Below are 22,725 nucleotides of genomic sequence, written 5' to 3'. Positions count from 1 at the left end.
ATCGCGGCCATGCCCGGCCCGCCGTGCATTCCACGGCGGGCCGGACAACGGTCAGGAGGTGCTGCCGGTGACGGTGCTGCCGGACTTCGTCACGAAGTACGTGACCCTGGTGCCGCTCCAGAAGTGGAACGTCAGAGTGACCCTGGCGTTGTCGTTGACCTCGGCGAAGAAGGCCGGGCGCAGCGTGATCGTGTTCGCGGTGGTGTCCGGCGCGAAGGTCACGTCGAACTCCTTGAACGACGTCCAGTTCTGCGGCCCGGCGTTGCTGCCGTCGGCATACTTCGCCTCCATCGTGGCGAGCTGGTCGCCGCGGAACTGGGCCGGCAGCGAGAACGCCGCCGTGGTGCCGGTCGCGGCCGCCAGGACCGGCGGGTCGAACGTGATGATGTTGATCCGCCACGGCACACCGGCGGAGAACCTCGCCTGCAGCGTCGCGTTGACGCCGTACGACCGCGACGCCACAAGCCTGGTCAACGCGGCCGACGTCAGGGTGAGCTGGTTGCCGGAGACGGTGTAGTCGGTGCCCCTGACCAGATCGGTGCTGCCCTGGCGCAGGCTCTGGAACGTGGTGCCGTTGAGGTTGAGCGTCAGGTTCTGTGCCGCGATCGAGCCGGTCTTCGGCACGTAGACGAAGTCCGCCGAGGCGGTGCCGGAGCGGGTGGTCCAGCTCGACCTGATCTGCCCGAACAGCTCCGGGTCGCTCCAGGTGAACGAGGTCCGGCCGAAGTGCTGGCCGTTGTCCCACAGCATCGTCGTGAGCTTCTTCGTGCGGGCGTAGTGGCCGAGGTATTCGAAGAACTTGAGCTTCTCACCCTGCTCGATGGTGCCGGTGTGACGGTCGAAGCCGAGCAGCCCGTACTCGCCGATGATCACCGGAATCCCGCGTGCGACGAACGCGTTGGCGACCCGGTCGAACTGCCCGACCAGGTCCTGCTCGACGGCCGGGTCGAACCTGGTGCCGCCGGCGACGTTGACGCTGAACGGCCAGTAGCCGTAGAAGTGCACGGTCGCGATGAGGTTCCGGTCGTTCAACTGGTTGAACGTGCTCGTGAGCTCGTCGATGCGGGCCTGATCCGCCGACGTGTGCAGGGTCGGCAGGACGAGCAGGCGGGTCGCGTTGGTGCCGCCCGACGCGCGGACGATGCGGTGGAACTCCTTGTTCAGCACGGCCAGCAGCTCGGCGTTCTGGGCATCGCCGGAGGAGCCGGTGAACTGCGGCTCGTTGACGCTCTCGAAGACCAGTTTCGGCGACGAACCGCGGAACGCGGCCGCGAGCTGCGTCCACAGCGCGTTGTACTTGTTCTGGACGTTCGCGCGGTCGCCCGGCATCGTGTTGAGCCACTGCCACGAGTCGTGGTGAACGTTGATCATGACGTAGAAGCCGTCGGCGAGCGCCCAGTCGACGACCTCCTTGACCCGGGCGAGCCAGGCCGCGTCGACGGTGTAGTTCGGCGCGCCGCCCATGTGCTGGCCCCAGGTGACCGGGATACGGACGCTGTTGAAGCCCTGGGCGCGGATGTTGTCGAGCAGGGCGGCGGTGACCCGCGGGTTGCCCCACGAGGTCTCGTCGGCGCCGGTCGCGTCCAGGCTGTTGCCGAGGTTCCAGCCCGGCTGCATGGCGGCGACGGCGGCCATGGCGTCGCCGGACGGTTGCGGCGACGTCGACGTGCTCGGCGAGGCCGAGGCGCTGCGCGACGGGGAGGCGCTCGCCGACGGGGAGGCCGAGCCGACGCCGCCGGTGCAGACCGTGCCGTTGAGCGTGAACGACGCCGGCACCGGATTGCTGCCGGTCCACGACCCGTTGAAGCCGAACGACACGGTCCCGTTCGTCGCGATGGCCCCGTTGTACCCGGCATCGGCGGCCGTGACCTGCGCGCCGGATGCGGTCACGGTCGCATTCCATGCCTGGGTGACGGTCTGCCCGGCGCCGAACGCCCACCGCAGGGTCCACCCGCCGATCGGATCGCCGAGATTCTTCACGGCCACGTCGCCGGTGAACCCACCGGGCCACTGGCTCGCGATCCGGTAGGTCACCTGACACCCCGCCGCCGCGTAGGCGTTGGTGGTCACGACCGCGACGAGGCCCGCCAACACGGCGACGACGGCACCGATCGCCAACGCCAGCCGGGCCCGGAGTGTGTGTCGTCCGCCGAGCAAACCGGCCATGACGCCTCCAAATGGTTTCGAAACCCGCCCGATCCGGACGGCGCGCCGGACAGTAGGGACGCCCACTGAACGCTGTCAATGCACCGATACCGCGCATACGGCGCGGCCGCTGCCCGGGCGTGAACGTTTCACGTGCCCGGTACGATCGAGCCATGACGATCAATGATCGCCTCACCACGCTCGACGCGCTCTGGTCGGTCTGGGCCGAGCACGGCCGGGTGATGACCGACGAGCAGTGGCAGCGGCCGACCCGGCTCGGCGACTGGGATGTGCGGAGCCTCTACGCGCATGGCGGGTCGTGGCCCTGGATGCTGTCGATCCTGGTCGACCGCGTCCGGGACGCCGAACCGACGCATGGCACGGCCGCCGCGCTCCTGCGGGACTTCAACGCCCCGGACGGGGCCGCCCACAGCAGGCGGGACACCGTCGCGGCCGGCGCCCGCGAGGACGCGGCCAAGTACAGCACGGCGCAGATGGTCGAGCAGTTCGCCGGCACGGGACCGCGGGCGATCGCCACCGCGCGGCAGCTCGGTCCCGTGGTCGTCGACTACTTCGGCATGGCGATGCTGCGTCTCGACGAGGCCGTCAGCATCGGCATCATGGAGGCAACCGTGCACCTGCTCGACCTGCGACGCGCGCTGGGCCTGCCTCCGGACGTGCCCGTCGAGGGCCTGACGCACACCACGGCGCTCCTCGCCCAGATGGCGCCGCCGGTCGACTTCATCGAAGCGGCGACCGGCCGGAGCACGACCGACCTGTTCCCAGTGCTGTCCTGAGCGACGCAACAGCGTCACGGGCGGCCGGCGACCGCATATCGTCGGCGGGATGGTGCGGTTGGACGAGGTGCGGGCGCGGGTCGAAGCGGACTACGCCGGCCTCGGCATGCCCACCTGGCCCGACCCGCACCCGGATGCGGCACCGCCGCGGGACGAGGAGTACTCCAGGCTCACCCGGCCCGGCCGGTACGCCATCGTGCACGCCCGCGCCCGAGCGTGGACCGGCGCCCTGACCAGCCTGCTGGGCGCCGTGGCCGAGCCGCTCACCCCGGCGCCGCTCGACGACGGCGTGCACCCGCACCGGTTCGACCGGGGCGTCCGGATCAGCGCGCCGCGGCCCGGCACGCTGCCGCTCCTGCTGCTGGAACACGACACGCCGCTGCCCGCGCTGCACATCAGCGTCGTACGGCCCACGGCGCAGCTCCAGATGCTTCCCGACTGCGGCTGCGACGCCTGCGACCGTGGCTCCGACGACCTGCTCGAGGCGGTCGACCTGACCATCGGCACCGTCGTCGGCGGCCCGTCCGTCGTGCTGCGGGGCCAGGGCTGGGACGCGCACTGGCACCCGGACGGCGGCAGCACGCACAGCGGCGTACACCACATCGACCACAGGCACCTGATGGACCTCTGCCGACGGCTCAGCGCCGGCGACACCCCACCGCTACCCACCGGCACCGAGGCCTTCGTGGGCCGTTCCTGGCTCGACTGACCCATGCCGGGAGGGGTTGGCGCGGCGGAGCCGGGGAAGGGTCTCCTGCGCCCGCTCGTCGGGCCCACATGGAGGAGTCAACGGTCATGAGCATGCGCACCATGATCGCGGGCACGGTGCTCATCGCGGTCGTCGTCGCGGTCATCCTCGTGGGGCGATCGCGCGCTTCGGATCTCGTGGGGCGACCGGATCATTCGGTTGGGAAACAGCTACGAACCGGGTTCCACGTGGCCGGCGGGCGCCTCTACGATGCCAACGGCAATGAGTTCGTCATGCGTGGTGTGGGCCACAACTATGCCGTGTATCCGCAGCGAACGGCCCGGATGCTCAGTGATGTCAAGGCGATGGGCGCCAACGCCGTCCGGGTCGAGGTGTCCACCGGGGTCACCGCGAAACGGGACGACGCCGCCGACGTCGCGCACCTGATCGGGCTGTGCCGGCGCAACCACCTCGTCTGCGTCCTGGTGGTGCACGACACCACCGGGTGGGGTTACCGCAAGGAAGCCGTTCCGCAGGCGCGGGCGGTGGACTACTGGATCAGCATTCGCCAGGCGCTGGTCGGCCAGGAGAAGTACGCCATCATCAACGTCGCGAACGAGCCCTACGTCCTCGACAACGTCCGCACCTGGCCCGGCGACACGACGGACTCGATCCGCCGGCTGCGCCGGGCGGGCATCCATCACACCCTCATGGTCGACGCGCCCGACTGGGGTCAGGACCTGTCATTCACCATGCGGGACCACGCCGCCGACGTCTTCGCCGGCGATCCGGATCGCAACACCGTCTTCTCCATTCACATGTACGGCGCCTTCTTCCGCGCCACGAACGTCCACGACTACCTCGGCCGGTACCTTCACGCGGGGCTTCCCATCGCGGTGACCGAATTCGCGTACACGCATCACGACGGCGACGTCGACGAGGACGCGATCATGTCCGAGGCGCAGGCGGACCGCGTCGGCTATCTCGCCTGGTCGTGGAGCGGCAACAGCGCAGACGTCAGCAACCTCGACATGGTCGAGCAGTTCAACGCCGGCTCGCTCACCTGGTGGGGCCGGCGGGTGTTCGACGGTCCCAACGGCATCCGGCAGACGTCCCATGAGGCGACCGTCTACAGGTCGTAGGAGTGCAGGCGCCGTGGGACGATCTGGCGAGCTTCACGCCGGGTCCACCCGTGGAGTCCTGGCATTGTGCGTGGTCACTCACCGAGGCGCGTAAGGCCGTCCTGCGCCGCGCTCGACGCTGACGACACGACCGGTCCGCCACTCCCCGGCGATCTCGTAGCGCTGCTCCACGCGGATGTGGGCGGCATCGACGCGGATGACGTTCCACGAGCGGGGCACCCCACGCAGCCGTGTGCTCGTCGCGGTCCCTGCCACCACCTCGGCCAGCTGGTGTCCGGACGGCAGGTCGATCGCGCGCACGGCCGGCACGTGCGTGTGCCCGGCCAGGACAATGTCGACGCGCGCGGCGGCGGCCGCACGCATCAGCGCCGCGCGGCCGAGCATCCGGGCCAGGCCGGCGGCCGACGGCGGGTGATGCAGCGCCAGCAGGCGCAGCGTGCCGACCGGCGCCGACCCGAGGAAGTCCTCGACCAGTGCGGATTGCCCGCCGCTCACCCGCCCGCTCTTCCAGCGCCAGCGGGGCATCGTCTGCAGCCCGAGCGCCCTCACGCCGGGCAGGTCGAGCCGTGGGTCGAGCTCTGCGTCGATCCACGTGCGGTAGCGGGCGTACGGTGCGACGAGGCGGCCGAGCACGAGCAGCGGGATGTCGTGGTTCCCGGTCACCACGAGGAGGGGCGCCGGTAGCCGCTCGAGGACGGCGCGGGCTTGCGAGAACTGGCTGGTCCGCGCGCGCATCGTGCAGTCGCCGGTGACGACCAGCAGCGCGGGATCGGCGGCCGAGACGTCGTCCACCAGCGTCTGGACAACTTGGGGCAGGTGTGCCCCGATGTGCAGATCCGACACGTGCGCGATGACCAGCGGCGGCCGCGCCGGGCCTGCGTTCACGGCCGGCCCAGCCCGGCGGGGAAGGCGAGCCGGCCGAGCCGGCGCCAGTCCAGCGGGGGCCGCGGCCCGCGGCCCGGCCGGTTGCGGGGCACCCGGACCCGCAGCGCGCCGGGCCGGATGCGGCATCGGACCGGCGTGGACAGCCGGGCCGGCTCACCATCGACACCGGCCGGGATCCACGGCGTGTCCGCGTCGACGACGGCCTCGTCGGTCGTGCAACGGGTGAGCCCCTTCGAGCGGTCACCGCGCAGAAGCCGGACCGCGTCGGAGGCGCCGTTCGCACTGACGGCGAGCACGCCGAGCACACCGTCGGTGAGGCGTTCGCGCCGGCCCGTGCCGATGACGTCGTTGACCGCGTACGGGTTGTTGCTCACCAGGATCGCCGGCGGGCCGTACACGAGCGTCTGCCCGGCGCGCAGCCGCAGGGGCGGGTCGTGTCCGGCGGTCAGCAGGTCGGGCAGCAACTCCAGCGCGGTGCCCGCCTTGTCGTCGCGGTAGGCCGGGCTCTGCACGAGCGCGGCGTAGACGCCGAACGAGGCGTTGTTGACGAACATTCGGTCATTGACCAGCCCGACGTCGGTGCGGATCTCGACGCCGTTGGTGAGGGCGTCCAGGCCGCTCGCCGGGTCGGCGCGGTCCAGCCCGAGGTCCATCGCGAAGTGGTTGCGTGTGCCGGCGGGGATCACCAGGAACGGCAGGTCGTTGTCCACGGCGACCGCGGCGACCGCGGCCTGGGTGCCGTCGCCTGCGGCCACACCGAGCAGGTCGGCGCCGGCGCGCACGGCCCGGCGGGCGAGCGCGGCAACGTCGGACGTGCCCACCTCGTCCAGCAGCACGACCTCGGCGCCGAGCGCGCGGGCTTTGCGCGCCAGGTCGCATCGCTGCACCTTCCCGCCTCCCGATCGGGGGTTCATGACGAGGAACGGGTGCCGCGGCGGCGGGACCTCGGACCCCTGGGCGTCCTCGGCCCGGCCGGTCTGCCGCAGCGCGGCCCCGCCCGCCGCCGCTGCGGCGATGCTCAACGCAGCGCAGGTCAGCACCAGCCATAGCAGCCCGGCCCGCCCGTACAGCGTCACCACCGTCACCGGCGCGGCGATGGTGACGGCGGCCGCGGCGAGGCGCCGCAGGCCGCGGCGGGTGAGGAACCACCACAGACCAGCGATGCCGGTCGCCGCGCCGGCGGCTCCGACGGCGAGCAGCCCGATCCCCCGCAGTCCCGCGACGCCGACGAGCAGTCCGACGGCCGCCGCGGCCGCGGCGAACGCCGCTCGCGCGAGCCACGTCGTGGCACGGTCGCCGGTCGCCGGTCGCCCTTCGTCCATTTCGCACACCGCCTTCCCCAGCCAGTGTCTCTCGCCTCGCGGCCGGGCCGATCGGCGCAGCACAGATGAGGCCCACGGGCTTCGCCGGTCGCGGCTGGCACCCGGGACCACAGGCGGGAGTTCGCGATCATGTTGATCTCGGCGCAGGGCATCACCGCCAGCGGGAACCCCAGCCAGGCGTGCCGGCGCTGGTAGCGATCCAACCACGCGACCACGGCGACCACCTACCCCATCGCCCCAGCGTCACGCCCGGCTGTCCGCTCGATGCCGCTCGGACGGTTGGAAGCGCTCTGCGGGGGTATGCCCGGTGCCATCCTTCCCCGGGTGGCGTCCCCCATCCGGCTTGTGGACGCTGACCGGGGCTACGCGCGGCGTGACCTGTTGAACGGCGCCCGCCTGAGTGGAGGGGGTGCCGAGCATGGCTGAGCAAGGGGCACAGCAGGAGACGGGGGCCGGCCGTGGGAACTCCTCCCCCAGGTGGGCCAGCGGCTTCACCGCCTTCGCCGGGATAGTGATGATCATCGTCGGCATGTTCCAGCTGGCCGCGGGTCTGGCCGCGATCGTCGAGAAGACGTTCTTCGTGGTCACGGCGGATTACTTGTACGCGTTCGACGTGACCGGCTGGGGATGGATTCACCTCGTCGTGGGCCTCGTGGTGCTCCTGGCCGGCTTCGCGGTGTTCTCCGGACGGCTGTGGGCCCTGGCCCTGGGCATCGTCCTGGCCGGACTGAGCGCCATTGCGAACTTCCTGTTCCTTCCCTACTACCCGCTGTGGTCGATGCTGATCATCGCGCTGGACGTAATCGTGATCTGGGCACTGGCGGTGCACGGCTGGAAGATCAATGCGTGATGGCCGGCCCTGCTGGCGCCGAGCACCGACCCGTGGACGAGGAGTGGGACGCGCAAACCACGGTTCTCCCCGCGCCGTGAGGCGCGCTCACGTCAGCATCGGCTTTCTCGTGGCCGTGCTCGTATCGGCGCATGGCACTGTGCGCCTTGGCCCGCAGCGCCGTGGCGTAGCGGCAGGACCAGCGCGTCCTGACCGGAAGCGGTCGATCTCGCCGGATGTCGGTCCAGCCCGCGCCCCCATGCTCCTGCACCGCTTGGGCCAGCGCGTCCACCCGTCGGTCGTCGCCTCCGTCTTAGCATTGTGAATGGTCACCCAGGCACTGGGCACGAACCGGGTGATCACGGCGTGCGGTGTGCGTGGAGGTGCCGGATGGGAACGGGCAGGGTGCCGTCGGGCCGGGATCCGCCTGTTCGGGGTGAGCTCGTGCACGAGACCGAACACACCCGCGTCACTCGGCTGTTCGTCGCCGGGCATACGGTCATCCGCAAGGACCCGCTGGGACCGGACGGGCCGCGGCGGGCGCAGCACGAGTCGGCGATGCTGGAGCGGCTGCGCGGCGTCCCGGGCGTTGCGCAACTGGTGGAGGCGCCCCGACAGTCCGGGTCGATCATGATGTCGGACGTCGGTGACACGAGCCTGGCCGGGCTGTCGACGCCGCCGTCCGCCGGTGATCTGATCGGACTGGCAGTGCAGTTGGCACAGGCGGTGGCGGGGATGCACCGGCGCGGTGTCATGCACCGGGACATCACGCCGGCGAACATCGTGATCTCCAACGACGGCGCGCTGACGCTGGTGGACTTCGCGTTGGCGTCGTCGCTGGCTGAGCTTCGTCCCGAGTTCACGCATCACACCGAGATCGTCGGCACGTTGGCGTACCTGGCGCCGGAGCAGACCGGACGGACCGCCCGGCCGGTGGATCAGCGCGCCGACCTGTACGCGCTGGGCGCGACGCTGTATGAGCTGGCGACGGGTGACCCGCCGTTCGGTCTCGGTGACCCGTTGCGGCTCACGCATGATCATTTGGCTCGGGTACCGGTGGCGCCGGCGCAGGTGAACCGGGCCGTGCCCGGGCCGTTGTCCGAGATCATCATGCATCTGCTGGAGAAGGAGCCGGACAACCGGTACCAGACGGCCGAGGGCGTGCTCCACGACCTGAAACGGGTGCGCGACGCGGATCCAGCTGCCGCGGCCCCGCTGCGGGTCGGTGAGCGTGACGTTCCGCTGCGGCTGCTGCCGCCGTCGCGGCTGGTGGGCCGCGATGACGAGCTGGCGATGCTGCGGGCGGCGTTCGAGGATGCGCTGGCGGGCCGGTGTCGTGGGGTGCTGGTCGGCGGGGCGCCCGGGGTGGGCAAGACAGCACTGGTCGATGAGCTGCGACCGGTGGTGACGGGCCGGGACGGCTGGTTCGTGGTGGGCAAGTTCGACCAGTACCGGCGGGATCTGGAGTTCGACGCGGCGCACCAGGCGTTTCGCGCGTTGGGTCGGCTGCTGCTGGCCGAGCCGGAGGATACGCTGGCCGAGGTCCGCGCCCGGATGTTGGCGGCCCTCGGGCCGAACGCGGGGTTGCTGACGGCGGTGCTGCCGGAGTTCGCGGCGCTGCTCGGCGTGCCGCCCGATGCCGGGAGTCCACTGACCGCGCAGGTGCGGATGCAGCGCACGGCCGTGCAGGTCCTGCGCGCCGTGGCGTCACGAGCCCGGCCGGTCCTGGTGTTCGTCGATGACCTGCAGTGGGCGGGGCGCGCGACACTGGGCTTCGTCGACCTGCTGCTGAGCGAGGAACCGGTCGACGGCCTGTTGCTCGTGGGTGCGTACCGCGAAGGCGACGTCGACGCGGCGCACCCGATGGCGACGCCACTGGCCCGATGGCGCGAGCAGCCCGGGGTGCGGCACCTGCGACTGGTCAACCTGCCCGGCCCCGGTCTCGTCAGCATGGTCGCCGAGATGCTGCACGTGGATCCGGCCAGGGCGGCGGGTCTGGCCGGGACCATCGGCCCGTACACCTCCGGAAACCCCCACGAGACGGTGGAGCTGCTCAACGCACTGCGCCGCGACGGCGTCATGACCGCGGCGGTGGACGGGTGGCGCTGGGACGAGGCGGAGGTGCGCCGTCGCCTGCGCCGGTCCGATGTGACGGGGATGCTGGAGGCGGGCCTCGAGGCCATGCCGGCGCGGTCTCGGCAGTTGGTCGAGACGATGGCGTGTCTCGGCGGGCGCGCCGAGCTGAGCCTGCTGCAGACCGCGACCGCCGTGGACACGGTGGAGCAGTGGCTGGTTCCCGCGCTCGACGAGGGCCTGCTCGTGATGGAGGCCGGGGTACAGAAGGCGGTGCGGTTTCGGCACGACCAGACCCGCGCGGTGGTCCTGCACGCGATGGACCCGCACCGGCACCGCACCCTGCAGCTGTCCGTGGCGCGGCGGCTGGCCGGGGTGCCGGAGCTGTTCGCGGCCGCGGCGGAGCAGTACCTGCCGGTGATCGGCGCGGTCGGCGACCCGGCGGAACGGCACCAGGTCGTGGGTCTGCTGCGGCGCGCCGCCGGCCAGGCCGCGTTGACCGGTGACCACGCGCTGGTGGACGTGGTGCTGACGGCCGCCCTGCGGTTGATCGACCCGGACGAGACCGCCACCCTCGTCGACGTGCATACCGCCCGCCACGCGGCGCTGTACGGCCTGGGGCACCTGGACGACGCGGACGAGGAGTACCGGAGGATCGAGCGGCTGTGCGCCAACGTCATGGACTGTGCGGACGCGACCGGTGTGCAGGTCAGCAGCCTCACCCACCGGAGTCGTTCCGCCGAGGCGACCAGGCTGGGCGTCGAGTCGCTGCGTGCGCTCGGCGTCACCGTCCCGGCGGCGGACCGGCTCCCCGCCGAACTCGACCGCCAGTTCGCGTTCCTGCACTGCTGGCTGGATCACCCCGACAGCACCGACGACCTGACCCGGCCGGAACTCACCGACCCGGCGCTGCTCGCCACGGCGCATCTGCTCAATGCGGTCATGGCCGCGTCCTACTTCGCCGCCGACTACGCCACGCACAGCTGGCTCGGCCTGGAGGCGCTGCGGATCTGGGTCGAGCACGGTCCGGACCCCACCCTTCTCGGCCCTGCCAGTGTGGCCTGCACCGCTGCGGTGCTGCGCGGGGACTTCTCGGCCGGTTACCGCTCGGGTCGGCGGCTTGTGGCGCAGGGCGAGGCCCGCGGCTACGAACCCGGCACCTCGCAGGCGCGCTGCCTGCTTGCCGGCCACAGTCATTGGTTCGAACCGGCCGAAGACGGTGTCCGAGCATGCCAACTCGCCAGGGAGGGGCTGATCGCCGGTGGTGACCTGGCGAACGCCGGCTACACGTACTACCAGACCGTGTCCGGCCTGGTGGACTGCGCGCCGACGCTCGACAGCTTCGTCGCCGAGGTCGACGCCGGGCTGGCGTTTCTGCGGCGTACCGGCAACGAACAGACCGGCCGGTTGCTCGACAGCTACCGGTGGTTGGTGAATGTGCTGCGCGGCGAAAGCCTGGACATCGCGGGCGACGACGCGTCTGCCATCGATACGCCGACGCCGCTCCCAACGCATCTCACCCACGGGATGGCGGCCGCCATCTTCGACGATCCGGCCGGCCTGACGCGGCACACCGCGGCGGCGATGTCGTTGCTGCTGAGCACCGTGGGCCCGTATCCGACCGACGCGGCCTACCTGCTGCGCGGGCTCGCACTGGCCCGGCAGATCCGTGACAGCCGCGATGGCGGGCGCGATGACCTGCTGTCCGAACTGGACGACGTGACGCAGTGGCTGGCCGCTCGCGCCGCGGACGCGCCGATGAACTTCCTGCACCTGCTGCGGCTGGTCGAGGCCGAGCGGGGCTGGGCGGTCGGCAACCTCCGAGCCGCCGCCCTCGGCTTCGACACCGCCCTGCGCGCGGTCGCCCACCTTCAGCTTCCATGGCATCGGGCCCTGATCACCGAACGCGCGGCCCGTTTCCACCTCGCCCATGGCCTCGAACACGCCGGCTACAACCTGCTTGCCGAAGCCCGCCGGGAGTACCTCGCCTGGGGCGCGACCGCGAAAGTCGACCAACTCGACCGGGCGTATCCAACCCTGCGACCGCCACCCGACCGGACTGCCGCACCGGGCACCGCCCAGCCCGATGACGCGCTCTACCAGCGGGCCGCCGTCACGGCCGGAACGCTCGATCTCCTCGGCATCCTGTCCGCGTCCCAGGCGCTGAGCTCGGAGACCAGCGTCGAACGGCTGCACTCGCGGGTGGCCGACGTGCTCGGTGCGATGACCGGTGCCACCGGCGTGTTCCTGTTGTTGTGGAGCGACGACCGGCAGGACTGGCTGCTGCCCGCGCCGGGCGGCGACGGCGGCGTTGTCCCGGTCGACGGCACCGGCCCCGAACACGCGGTGCCGATGTCCGTGGTGCGATACGCCCAGCGGACGCGTGAGCCACTGGTCGTGGGCGACGCCACCCGCGACGACCGCTTCGCCCGCGACCCGTACTTCACCGACGTCACGTGCTGCTCGCTGCTGGCCGTGCCCATCCTCAGCCGCGGCACGCTGCAGGCGGTGCTGCTGCTCGAGAATCGACTCATCCGCGGCGCCTTCACCACCGCCCGGTTCGAGGCGGTCCACCTCATCGCCGGCCAACTCGCCGTCTCCCTCGACAACGCTCAGCTCTACGCCGGATTCCGCCGGATCGCCGACGAGCAGGCGGCATTGCGGCGGGTGGCGACGCTGGTCGCCCGCGGCGCGGGGCCGGATCTCGTGTTCGCCGCGGTGGCCGACGAGGTCGGCGCGCTCTTCCGCGCCGACGGCACGGCGATCATCCGGTTCGAGCCGAACGGGGACGCGACGCTGATGGGAGGCCACGGGTTCGAGGACACCCAACTGGGTCTGCGCGGCAGACCCGACCCCCGCCTGGCCGTGGCGTCGGTCCAGGCCACCGGCCGCGCGGCTCGCCGCGATGTGGACGAGCCGGTATCGGCGATCCTGCTCGAGGCCAACCACGTCGGACTCCGTTCGATGGTTGCCAGCCCGATCGAGGTCGAGGGCCGGGTCTGGGGCGCCGTGGGCGTCGGGTCGCGGCGCGAACGGCTGCCTGAGGACACCGAGCAACGGCTGGCCGACTTCACCGAGCTCGTCGCGACCGCCATCGCCAACGCTGAGAGCCGGGCCGAGCTCACCACCTCGCGGGCGAGGATCATCGCCACCGCCGACCAGACGCGCCGGCGCATCGAGCGCGACCTGCACGACGGCGCCCAGCAGCGGCTGGTCGCCCTGGCGCTGCAACTGCGCGCCGCACAGGCGGCACTGCCACCCGAGTTCGACGCGTCCCTGGACAGCGCCGTCGCCGGCGCGACCGGCGCGCTGGACGAACTCCGCGAGATCGCCCGCGGCATCCACCCGGCGATCCTGACCGAGGGCGGCCTGGGCCCGGCGCTGCGCACGCTCGCCCGCCGTTCACCGATCCCGGTCGGCCTCGACATGCGCCCGGTGGAGCGGCTGCCCGAGCAGGTCGAGGTCAGCGCGTACTACGTCGTCGCCGAGGCGCTGACCAACGTGGCCAAGCACGCGCACGCCTCGGCCGCCACGATCACCGTCGAAGCCGACACCGCCGACGTGGTCCTGCGCGTCGTGGTCCGCGACGACGGTGTCGGCGGTGCCGACTTCGCCCGCGGCACCGGCCTGGTCGGCCTCAGGGACCGCGTCGAGGCACTCGGTGGCCGGCTCTCGCTCAACAGCTCCCGAGGCGTGGGAACCAGCCTGCGCGTGGAGTTCCCGCGCACCGCCGCCCCACCCGCGGCGCAGGACCCGGCGACGATCATCCGGAAAGGATGACAACATCTCGCGAAGGGTGGGACAACCTGGCCGTACCAATGACGTGCACATCGCGATGGGACGGACTTTCCGATGAGGGGTGCAGTCGAGCTGCTGGACACCGCAGTGGGTGACCTGGCCCTGGTGCAGGACCTGGAGCAGGGGCAACAGATCATCCGTGGCGCCGCCAGGCGGTTGGCGAACGCCCACGGGTCCACCGTGGTCCTGCTGGAAGACGGATGTTGTTTCTACGCCGACGAGGACGCGGTGAGCCCGCTGTGGAAGGGCAGACGATTCCCGGTGCGGCAGTGCATCAGTGGGTGGGCGATCCTCAACCGTCAGCCGGCCATCGTGCCGGACATCCACGTCGACGAGCGGGTCCCGCAGGAGGCGTACCGACCGACGTTCGTGAAGAGCCTCGCCATCGTCCCGATGCGCGTCGAGGATCCGCTCGGGGCGATCGGCGCCTACTGGATCCAGCCACACCATGTCACCGATGAGGAACTGGCCCGCCTTCAGACGCTGGCCGAGGCGGCCGGCGCAGCGCTGACCCGCCTGCTGACGCCGGCAGCCACCGTGCCGCAGCCGAGCAGGCCGGGCGCGCCGGTGTAGCAGACCACCCGCTCGCCGGGATCGCGCCGCGCTTCGCGGTAAGATCAACGTGCCCTTTGCGTGAGGGCGCGTCGTGCGCACGGTTGGCTTCCCCGGTGATGGGTCAGCGCCGGCGTCGCGTGTCGACGCGAGGTGAAGGACGGTAGCCGGTGCGCGCAAACCGAGTTCCGTCGCTGCTGAGGCCTCAACCGCCGCCGCTCTGGCTCGGGCTGATGGTCGCCGTGGCGTTCATCGCGGCGGAGACCATCGTGCTGTTTCCCCTCCGGGGAGAGGCTCCGACGGGCACGCCGGCCGTGGTCTACCTGTGCGGCATCCTGGTCGTCTCGATGGTGTGGGGAGCCAGGCTCGGTGTCGTGACGGCGGTGGCCAGCGCCGTCGCCCTGAACTATTTCCACGTCCCGCCCTTCTGGACGTTGCATTTCATCGCGCGGTGGGACCTGCAGACCGTCGTGGTGTTCATCGCCACCGGGCTGGTGATCAGCGGCCTTGCCGACGTGGTCCGCGCCCGGGCCGCCGAGGCGTCACAACACCGCCAGGACGCCGACCTCACCGCCGAGCTGGCCAAACGCATGTTGTGCACGGACGACGTCCGCACGGCGCTCGGCCCGGTGGCGCAGCAGCTCGCGCACGTGCTCAAGCTGCGGTCCGCGGCGGTCGAGCTCGAAACGGTCCCCGGGGACGAGCGGCGGGCCGCGTTCCCGCTGTACGGCGGCACGACGCGCCTGGGCACCCTGCTGGTTCCGGCCGACCTCCCCGAACAGACCCGCGAGCGGCTGCAACGGGTGGTGCCGTCGCTGGAGTCGTTGCTGTGCGCCGCGCTCGCCCGTGAGGCGATCACCGCATCGAGCCGCGAACGGTTCATCGTGCTCATGGAGGAACACGCCGCGTGGCGGCGCGTGGCCACGCTGGTCGCACGTGGGGCCGCACCGACCGACGTGTTCGACGCGGCAACGGCAGAACTCTGCCGGACCCTCGGGCCGGCCCGCACAGCGCTGATGCGCTACGAACCGGACTGCACCGCCACCCGCCTTGCGGGTCTCGACGAGCCGAACTGCCCTCTCGAAGTGGACCATCTCGTCACGACGGTGTTGCGCACCAGGCGCCCGACCCGGATCGACGGCGGTGGAGACGCCACGGGCCAGGGTATGCGCTCAGCGGTGGGCGTTCCCGTCGTGGCCCAGGGCCGGCTCTGGGGCGTCCTCGCGGTGGTGTCGTCCACGGCCGAGCCCGTGCCGCCCGCCACCGAGGCGTGCCTGGCCGACTTCGCCGACCTCATCGCGGCCGCGATCGCCAACGCCGGGAGTCGTGCGCAGCTCGCCGCCTCCCGTGCCCGCATCGTCACCGCAGCCGACCACGTTCGGCGGCAGCTCGAACGGGAGCTGCACGATGGCGCATTGCAGGGTCTCGTCTCGGTCGGGCTCGATCTGGGCATGCTCGAGGCAACCATGCCGCCCGAGCTGAACAGGTACAAAGAGCAGCTGTCACAGACGACGCGGCGCCTGAACGGCGTGTTCGCGTGCGTGCAGGACGTCCTGCGGGGAATCCACCCGGCGATCATGTCCAAGGGCGGGCTCGGCCCCTCGATCAAGTCGCTCGCCCGCCGCAGCGCGGTCCCGGTGGAGCTCCAACTGCACCTCGACCGGCGCCTGCCCGACCTTGCCGAGGTGGCCGCGTACTACGTCGTGTCCGAAGGACTCGCCAACGCGGCCAAGCATGCCCACGCGACCGTGGTGCACGTCAACGCCGAAGCGGAGGATGCCGTCTTCCGGCTCTCGATCCAGGACGACGGTGTCGGCGGAGCCAGCCCCGGCGAGCAGTCCGGGCTGATCGGCCTGCAGGACCACATCGAGGCCCTCGGCGGCCACATGGAGGTCCTGAGCCCCGTCGGACACGGCACAGCACTCCTGGTCAAGATCCCGATCGACGAGGTGTGAACGCAAAGCGGTACAGGCCCGCAGGCCCTCCGGCCAGGAGGTTGTAGTCATGTGGGCTCCAGATGCAGCCCGAGATGCGCTCGTGGGTCCGCATCACCGCGACCAGGTCGCCGCGTCCGGCATGCCAGATTCTCACCGTATGGTCGTTGCTGACGGTGGCCAGCCAGGTCCCGTCCGCCGTGATCGCCACCCCGGACACCGGCACCATCCTGGCGTGATCCAGCCGGGCGCGCTCAGCGCCAGTGGCGGCGTCCCACAGGCGCACCACTCCGTCGTCGCCGGCGGTGGCCAGCCAGGAGCCGTCAGGCGCGATCGCGACCGCGGACACCGACCCGGTGTGGCCGGCGAGCCGGACACGTTCGGCGCCAGTGGCGACATCCCACAACCGCGTCTCAGAGAAGCTGGCCGTGGCCAGCCAGGAGCCGTCAGGCGCGACAGCGACCGCATACACCGACCCGGCAACGCCGGCGAGCCGGACACGTTCGGCGCCAGTGGCGACATCCCACAACCGCACCATTCCGTCGTCGCTGGCCGTGGCCAGCCAGGAGCCGTCGGGCGCGATCGCCACCGCGCGCACCGCCCCGGCAAGGGCGGTGAGCCGCGCGCGTTCGGTGCCAGTGGCGACATCCCACAACCGCGTCTCATCGAAGCTGGTCGTGGCCAGCCAGGTGCCGTCGGGCGCGATCGCCATCGCATACACCGACCCGGCCAGGCCGGTGAGCCGCGCGCGTTCGGTGCCAGTGGCGACATCCCACAACCGCACCGTCCCATCATCGCCGGCAGTGGCCAACCAGGCGCCGTCCACAGCCATCGCCATCCCCGACACCGGCACCCGTCTGGCGCGGTCCGCGAGCCGGGCACGTTCCGTGCCGGTGGCGGCGTCCCACAACCGCACTGTCTCGTCACGGCCGCCGGTGGCCAGCCAGGTGCCGTCGGGCGCGATCGCCACCGCATACACCGACGCGGTATGCCCGGCAAGCCCGGTGCGTTCGGCGCCGGTGGCGGCATCCCACAACCGGACCACTCCGTCGTCGCTGGTGGTTGCCAGCCACGTGCCGTCCGGCGCGATCGCCACCGCATGCACCGGCCCGGCGAGAGCAGCGAGTCGGGCACGTTCAGTGCCGGTGGCGACATCCCACAACCGCACCGTCCCGTCGAGCGCGCCGGTGGCCAGCCAGGTGCCGTCGGGCGCGATCGCCACCGCGCGCACCGACCTGGTGTGGCCGGCGAGCCGGCCACGTTCGGCGCCGGTAGCGACATCCCACAACCGCACGACGATGTCGCGGCCGCCGGCCGCCAGCCACGTGCCGTCGGGCGCGATCGCCACCGCGTACACCGGATCGATGTAGCCGGCGAGCTCGGCGCGTTCGGCGCCGGTGGCGGTGTCCCACAACCGCACCTTCCCGTCGCGGCCGCCGGTGGCCAGCCACGTGCCGTCAGGCGCGATCACCATCCCGTACACCGGATCGATGTTGTCGACGAGCCGGGCACGTTCTGTGTCAGTAGCGACATCCCACAGCTGCACCGTCCCGTCGTCGCTGGCGATGGCCAGCCAGGTGCCGTCCGCAGCCATCGCCACCGCGGACACCGGCACCGGTCTGGGGTGGTCGGCGAGCCGGGCGCGTTCGGCGCCGGTGGCGGTGTCCCACAACCGCAGCGTCTCGTCGCGGCCGCCGGTGGCCAGCCAGGTGCCGTCGGGCGCGATCGCCACCACATACACCGACGCGGTGTGCCCGGTGAGGACGCGACGTGATGCGCTGTCGGGCAGGTCGGGCAGCGGCCAGGTGTTGCACAGTGCCGCAGTGTTCCGTGACTGGGCGAGGGCCTGGGCTTGGGGGCCCCAGTCCGGGTCGTGCGCGACCAAGGAGCACAGGATGTCGGGCAGCGAGTGGGGCGGCTCCGTGGGCGCCAGGAGGTGCGCGGACTGGCCGAGCAGGCGGGACAGCCGGGCTGCCCGCGGGCCGGCGAGTTGGCCCAGGTCGGCGAAAGGGCCGGCGGGTCCGGTTTCCTGCAGCCGGGACTGGACCCAGCGCAGGTCTGTGGCGAGGGCCTCGGCTTCAACCCGGCGGCCGGCGCTGAGCATGTGCTCGATCAGGTGCTCGCGCATGTACCGGGCCTGCACCGGCAGCTGCCACCAGGCCACCACCGCTACCGATCCACCACCGGAGTCAGCCGGATCCCCGCCCAGGTCGGCAGCGACCGCGTCGAGGAGCATCGCATGCACCTGGCGCTCCCGGGCGCCGAGTTGCTCGTGCAGGTAGTCACGGATCACGTCGTGCAGGCCGATCGTGCCACCGTCGCCGGTCGGAGTAAGCGTCAGCAGGGCCAGGTCTGTCAGCCTTGCGCACAGCATTCGGGTTTGTGCCCCGTCGTGCCCTCCGGTGGCTCGCCACAGCGCCGCCACCAGGTTGACCGGGATGGTCTCGTCCTCGACAAAGATTGCCAGCTCGGTCAGCCGAGCGCGGTCCTCGGTGGTGAGGAGACCGACGCTTGCCTCGATCGTGGCCGACACCGCCTTGCTTCGTTGGTCCGGATCGCTGACGTCGAGCTGCTGTATGTCGCCGACGTCCGGCAGGTGCCCGGCCGCGCGTAACGGACCGTCGCGGCGCAGCCGCTGCAGCAGGTCGTCCGCCAGCACGGCCAGATCGGTGTGTGACTGTGTCTGTGCGAGCAGGTTCCGGTTGGTCAGCCGCAGCAGCAGTGGCCACCGACCCGTCTCCACCAACAACGCCTCCACCGCCGCCGGCGACAACCCGGGCAGATCAGCAGTCAGCACTCGCCGCGCCTGCTCCTGCGACATCTGATCCACCCGCACCCCGAACGACTGGCCGGCCACCAGCGACGGCTTCCGGGTCGTCACCAACCGAGCGCACCTGCCCGCCACCGGGAATGCGGCGAGCTGATCGTCGAACCACACATCGTCGAGCACGATCAACCGCCGAGGCCCCTCAGCCAGCACCGCCGCCAGATGCTCCGCCGCCTGCCGCACGTCGGTGAACGGCTCCGCCCGGTCGGCGTCGACCCGCCGGATCAGGTCGTTGACCTTCTCCACCAGCGCACCATGACGCAGGTCCCGGCCCAGCGTCACCCAGTACACGCGGCCGTCGAACCGGCGCAGCACGCGCCGATCCACCCGCACCATCCGTGCCACCGACGTCTTGCCAAACCCACCGGCGCCATGCACAGCCGTCGTGATCCCGACCGTCCCCGCACCGCGCCTGCTGCGCAACGCAACACTGATCTCCGCCACCTCGACCGGCCGGTCCACCAGCCACGACTCCGGTCGCTGCTCCGCCGGCACCAACTCCGCCAGACCGTGCTCATACCACCGCTGCGACCACCACCCGAAGCACCCCGAACCGGCCACCGCCGCCGTCGACCCCGCCAACCACAGGAGATAGTTGTCATTCATCGACGGCAACCACAACGGCCACCACCCGACAGAACCGCCCGTCGCCGCAGCTCCCGCAATCCCCGCCAGCGTGGTGGCAGCTACCCCTACCACCACGGCAACAACAACCACAACCAGCCGCCACCGACGCCGCGTCAATGCCCCTATTCTCGCGAACAACCACCCATCCAAGCCCACCCACACACGCTCGGTCACCAGCCGAGTCGGCTGAATTGATGACCGTGAGGCGACGCCGGGCTGCGGTGATCGTCTCGGTGCCCCGCCGCGGTCAACGGCCCGCGGTCAACGACCGTCTGGCCGGCCGAGTCGGCGGCGCACCGCGGCAACGGCCGTCACCACGCGATCCAGTTCGTGGCGCATCGCCGCCAGGTCGTCCTCGGCGGCGGTGAGCTGGCCGGCGCGGGCCCGGGTCTCGAGGTCGCGGCTGAGCCGGGCGAGCGTGGTCGCGCCGACGTTGCCGGCCGCGCCGGTCAGGGTGTGGGCGACGCCGACGACGGCGGGCGCATCGCCGGCGGCCACGACGGTGGCCAGCCGGGCCAGCGTGTCGGGGGCGTTGGTGCAGAACCCGCCGAGCAGCCGGCTGATCAGCTCCAGCTCCTGCGGCGTCGGCTCGTCGTCGATGAGCTCGCCGACGCGGGTCCGGATCTCGTCTTCGAGCCCGCCGGTCGCGTCCGGGCCCACGATCGCGTCCGAGGGGCCGGCGGCGGCCGGCGCACCGGGGACAGCGTGCAGGGCGGCGGCCAACGCTGCGGGGCGGACCGGTTTGGTGAGATAGTCGTCCATGCCGGCGGCCTCGCAGGCGGCCCGGTCGTCCATGAGCGCGCTCGCGGTCAGGGCGATGACGTGCGGCTGCTGCTCGGCGGGTAGCTCCGCGCGGATGCGGCGGGTCGCGTCGAGGCCGTCGAGGATCGGCATCTGCAGGTCCATCAGGATCACGTCGTACCGGATGCGGCGGACCGCGTCGAGGACCTCCACGCCGTTGGCAGCGACATCGGCGCGGTAGCCGAGCTTGGCCAGCATCATCGTGGCGACGGTCTGGTTGACCTGGTTGTCCTCGGCGATCAGGACGCGCAGCGGACGTGCGGGTGGCACCGGCACCGCGACATCGGCGGCGGGCGCCGGGACCGGTTCGCCGGAGCCGGGCAGCACCCGGCTCAGGACGGCGAGCAGGGCCGTGGCACGGGCCGGTTTCGTCAGCACCGCCGCGAAGTTCCCGACCCGATCGCGCTCAGCGTGCCAGTTGACGCTGCTGAGCAGGACGAGCGGGGTCGCGGCGGTCCCTGGCTCCGCACGCAGCCGCTCGGCCAGGTCCACGCCGTCGACGTCGGGCATGCGCAGGTCGAGCAGGCCGACATCGAAGCGCGCGCCGCCGGCGATCAGCGCCAGCGCCTCTGCCGCCGAGGCTGCGCCGATGCAGGTCATGCCCCAGCCGGTCAGCTGAGCCTGCAGCACGCGCCGGTTCGTGGCGTTGTCGTCGACGACGAGCGCGGCACGGCCGGCCAGATCGGCCGGGGATGCCGCCGCGGCAAGCTCGTCACAGACCCGCACGACGGCCGTGGCGGTGAACGTGGAGCCCTCCCCTGGGCAGCTGGTCACGGTGATGTCACCACCCATGGCGACGGCGAGCCGCCGGCTGATGGCGAGGCCGAGGCCGGTGCCGCCGTACATGCGGGTGGTCGACTCGTCCACCTGGGAGAACGAGCGGAACAGCCGGTCCATCCGGTCGGGCGGGATGCCGATGCCGGTGTCCGTGACGGCCAGCGACACGCGGATCATGTCGCCGTCGGTGGCCTCGGTCCGCCCGACCACCACGACCTCGCCGGCAGCGGTGAACTTCACCGCGTTGGCCAGCAGGTTCACCAGCACCTGCCGCAGCCGCGTCACGTCCCCACGCAGCGGCCGGCAGTCGGCGACGTCGGCGACGAGCTCCAGATCCTTCGCCGCGGCAGGTGCCGCGACCAGCGCGAGCGCGCTCTCGACGCATTCACGCAGATCGAAGACCGCGTCCTCGAGGTCCAGGTGACCCGCCTCGATCTTGGAGAAGTCGAGGATGTCGTTGATGATCGTGAGCAGCGCCTCGCCGCTGTCGCGCACGACGGTGGCGAGCTCGCGCTGCCCGTCGCTGAGGTCGGTGTCCAGCAGCAGGCCGGTCATGCCGATGACGGCGTTCATCGGGGTGCGGATCTCGTGGCTCATGGTGGCCAGGAACGCCGACTTGGCCTGGGCGGCAGCCATCGCCTCGTCGCGGGCGCGCAGCACGACAAGGGTGGCCTCCCCGACGGCCTCGGCCATCTCGGCGATCTCGGTCGGCCCGCGCACACGCGCGGCCCCGCGCAGGACCGGTAGGGCGCCGCGCTCACCCGTGGCGACTCCACGGGCTGCCCGGGTCACCGCGGCGATCGACCGGGACATGCTGCGAGTTGCCCACCACGCACCGGCCGCGGCCAGCAACGCCGTCCCGAGGGTCACGCCGACCATCAACCGCCTGGTGGCCGCCGCCGCGTCGGCGGTGCGCCGCTCGTCGGCGGCCAGAGTGGCACGCTGAGCGTCGCGCATCTCGTCCAGGATGGACTCGATCTTGGCCATGTACCGCGCCCCGCGACCGCCGCTGACGACCCGTTGGGCCGGCTCGAACCCTTCCTCGCGGCGCAGCTCGATCGTCACCTCCAGCTCACGGAGCTTGTCGTCGACGGGCCCGCGCAACCGGTACGCCGCCGAGTGCAGGTCGGTGTTGGGGACCGTGCGCTGCTGCAGTCGCTGCATCGTCTCGCGGATGCTGGTCATGGCCTCGGTGTACGGCGCGAGGTACGCCGTGTCGCCGGTGATGACGTAGCCGCGCTGACCCCGCTCGGCGTTGCGGAGCTGGCTACCCAGCAGGTCGATGTCGTCCATGACCGCGTGGTTGGCCTCGACCTGGGCGCGATTGGCCAGCAGGACCCCGATCCGCTCGTACGCCGCCGCCCCGACCAGCAGCAACCCACTGATGGCCAGCAGATACCCGGAAGCGAGCAGGCGCGCGACCGTCCACCCTCGCAAGCGCCGCCGCCCGGGCCTGTCCGCCATTCCTGCCCTCCTGTCGTCGTGACCATCGGCTGGTCCACCGTCGACCTGAGCGCGTGAGCCCGCC

General features: G+C 71.6%; 12 protein-coding genes. 7 read left to right on the top strand and 5 right to left on the bottom strand.

The window, feature by feature from the left end:
- Window positions 1–51 precede the first annotated feature (51 nt).
- Complete coding sequence (locus Dsi01nite_RS26750; RefSeq protein ID WP_203849028.1) at window positions 52–2,166, bottom strand: cellulase family glycosylhydrolase; 2,115 nt, start codon at window positions 2,164–2,166, stop codon at window positions 52–54.
- A gap of 152 nt (window positions 2,167–2,318) precedes the next feature.
- On the opposite strand from Dsi01nite_RS26750, the gene Dsi01nite_RS26745 reads away from it, so the two are divergent.
- The 3 genes from Dsi01nite_RS26745 (at window position 2,319) to Dsi01nite_RS26735 (ending at window position 4,772) form a co-directional block, all read left to right on the top strand.
- Window positions 2,319–2,942, top strand: a complete 624-nt coding sequence (locus Dsi01nite_RS26745; RefSeq protein ID WP_203849027.1) for a maleylpyruvate isomerase family mycothiol-dependent enzyme — start codon at window positions 2,319–2,321, stop codon at window positions 2,940–2,942.
- A gap of 49 nt (window positions 2,943–2,991) precedes the next feature.
- Entirely contained in the window at window positions 2,992–3,651 is a 660-nt protein-coding gene (locus tag Dsi01nite_RS26740; RefSeq protein WP_203849026.1) for a DUF6226 family protein, read from the top strand.
- A gap of 86 nt (window positions 3,652–3,737) precedes the next feature.
- Window positions 3,738–4,772: a cellulase family glycosylhydrolase gene (locus Dsi01nite_RS26735; protein WP_203849025.1), complete on the top strand. Its 1,035-nt coding sequence runs from the start codon at window positions 3,738–3,740 to the stop codon at window positions 4,770–4,772.
- 78 nt (window positions 4,773–4,850) lie between these two features.
- Here the strand turns inward: Dsi01nite_RS26735 and Dsi01nite_RS26730 are convergent, their stop codons facing one another.
- Together Dsi01nite_RS26730 and Dsi01nite_RS26725 are read right to left on the bottom strand one after the other, a co-directional pair.
- Complete coding sequence (locus tag Dsi01nite_RS26730; protein ID WP_239136189.1) at window positions 4,851–5,657, bottom strand: metallophosphoesterase family protein; 807 nt, start codon at window positions 5,655–5,657, stop codon at window positions 4,851–4,853.
- Window positions 5,654–6,979 (bottom strand): diacylglycerol/lipid kinase family protein, encoded by a 1,326-nt coding sequence (locus tag Dsi01nite_RS26725; protein ID WP_203849024.1) that lies wholly within the window; start codon window positions 6,977–6,979, stop codon window positions 5,654–5,656. The genes Dsi01nite_RS26730 and Dsi01nite_RS26725 overlap by 4 nt, the downstream gene beginning before the upstream one ends.
- A gap of 418 nt (window positions 6,980–7,397) precedes the next feature.
- On the opposite strand from Dsi01nite_RS26725, the gene Dsi01nite_RS26720 reads away from it, so the two are divergent.
- The 4 genes from Dsi01nite_RS26720 (at window position 7,398) to Dsi01nite_RS26705 (ending at window position 16,186) form a co-directional block, all read left to right on the top strand.
- Window positions 7,398–7,829 (top strand): DUF7144 family membrane protein, encoded by a 432-nt coding sequence (locus tag Dsi01nite_RS26720; protein WP_203849023.1) that lies wholly within the window; start codon window positions 7,398–7,400, stop codon window positions 7,827–7,829.
- Window positions 7,830–8,252: 423 nt separating this feature from the next.
- Window positions 8,253–13,661 (top strand): AAA family ATPase, encoded by a 5,409-nt coding sequence (locus Dsi01nite_RS26715; protein WP_203849022.1) that lies wholly within the window; start codon window positions 8,253–8,255, stop codon window positions 13,659–13,661.
- A 72-nt stretch (window positions 13,662–13,733) separates the two neighbouring features.
- Complete coding sequence (locus tag Dsi01nite_RS26710) at window positions 13,734–14,252, top strand: GAF domain-containing protein (protein ID WP_203849021.1); 519 nt, start codon at window positions 13,734–13,736, stop codon at window positions 14,250–14,252.
- Window positions 14,253–14,401: 149 nt separating this feature from the next.
- Window positions 14,402–16,186, top strand: coding sequence for a sensor histidine kinase (locus tag Dsi01nite_RS26705; protein ID WP_203849020.1), 1,785 nt, complete (start codon window positions 14,402–14,404; stop codon window positions 16,184–16,186).
- Here Dsi01nite_RS26705 and Dsi01nite_RS58425 read toward each other — a convergent pair.
- Together Dsi01nite_RS58425 and Dsi01nite_RS26695 are read right to left on the bottom strand one after the other, a co-directional pair.
- Window positions 16,161–19,598 (bottom strand): NB-ARC domain-containing protein, encoded by a 3,438-nt coding sequence (locus Dsi01nite_RS58425; protein ID WP_203849019.1) that lies wholly within the window; start codon window positions 19,596–19,598, stop codon window positions 16,161–16,163. The two genes, Dsi01nite_RS26705 and Dsi01nite_RS58425, sit on opposite strands and share 26 nt — an antisense overlap.
- Window positions 19,599–19,880: 282 nt before the next feature.
- On the bottom strand, window positions 19,881–22,661 hold the full coding sequence (locus tag Dsi01nite_RS26695) for a hybrid sensor histidine kinase/response regulator (protein ID WP_203849018.1): 2,781 nt from the start codon (window positions 22,659–22,661) through the stop codon (window positions 19,881–19,883).
- Window positions 22,662–22,725: the final 64 nt, after the last annotated feature.

This window comes from Dactylosporangium siamense (assembly GCF_016862795.1).
GTDB classification, from domain to species: Bacteria; Actinomycetota; Actinomycetes; order Mycobacteriales; family Micromonosporaceae; genus Dactylosporangium; species Dactylosporangium siamense.
The sequence above is the reverse complement of the archived record's forward strand: the minus strand, read 5'-3'. Positions and strand labels throughout refer to the sequence as shown.

Excerpts from the sequence above, each read along its gene's own strand:
- Dsi01nite_RS26720 (WP_203849023.1), top strand. The coding sequence starts at position 7,398 with ATGGCTGAGCAAGGGGCACAGCAGGAGACGGGGGCCGGCCGTGGGAAC.
- Dsi01nite_RS58425 (WP_203849019.1), bottom strand. The coding sequence starts at position 19,598 with ATGAATGACAACTATCTCCTGTGGTTGGCGGGGTCGACGGCGGCGGTG.
- Dsi01nite_RS26740 (WP_203849026.1), top strand. The coding sequence starts at position 2,992 with ATGGTGCGGTTGGACGAGGTGCGGGCGCGGGTCGAAGCGGACTACGCC.
- Dsi01nite_RS26750 (WP_203849028.1), bottom strand. The coding sequence starts at position 2,166 with ATGGCCGGTTTGCTCGGCGGACGACACACACTCCGGGCCCGGCTGGCG.
- Dsi01nite_RS26745 (WP_203849027.1), top strand. The coding sequence starts at position 2,319 with ATGACGATCAATGATCGCCTCACCACGCTCGACGCGCTCTGGTCGGTC.
- Dsi01nite_RS26710 (WP_203849021.1), top strand. The coding sequence starts at position 13,734 with ATGAGGGGTGCAGTCGAGCTGCTGGACACCGCAGTGGGTGACCTGGCC.
- Dsi01nite_RS26725 (WP_203849024.1), bottom strand. The coding sequence starts at position 6,979 with ATGGACGAAGGGCGACCGGCGACCGGCGACCGTGCCACGACGTGGCTC.
- Dsi01nite_RS26695 (WP_203849018.1), bottom strand. The coding sequence starts at position 22,661 with ATGGCGGACAGGCCCGGGCGGCGGCGCTTGCGAGGGTGGACGGTCGCG.
- Dsi01nite_RS26735 (WP_203849025.1), top strand. The coding sequence starts at position 3,738 with ATGAGCATGCGCACCATGATCGCGGGCACGGTGCTCATCGCGGTCGTC.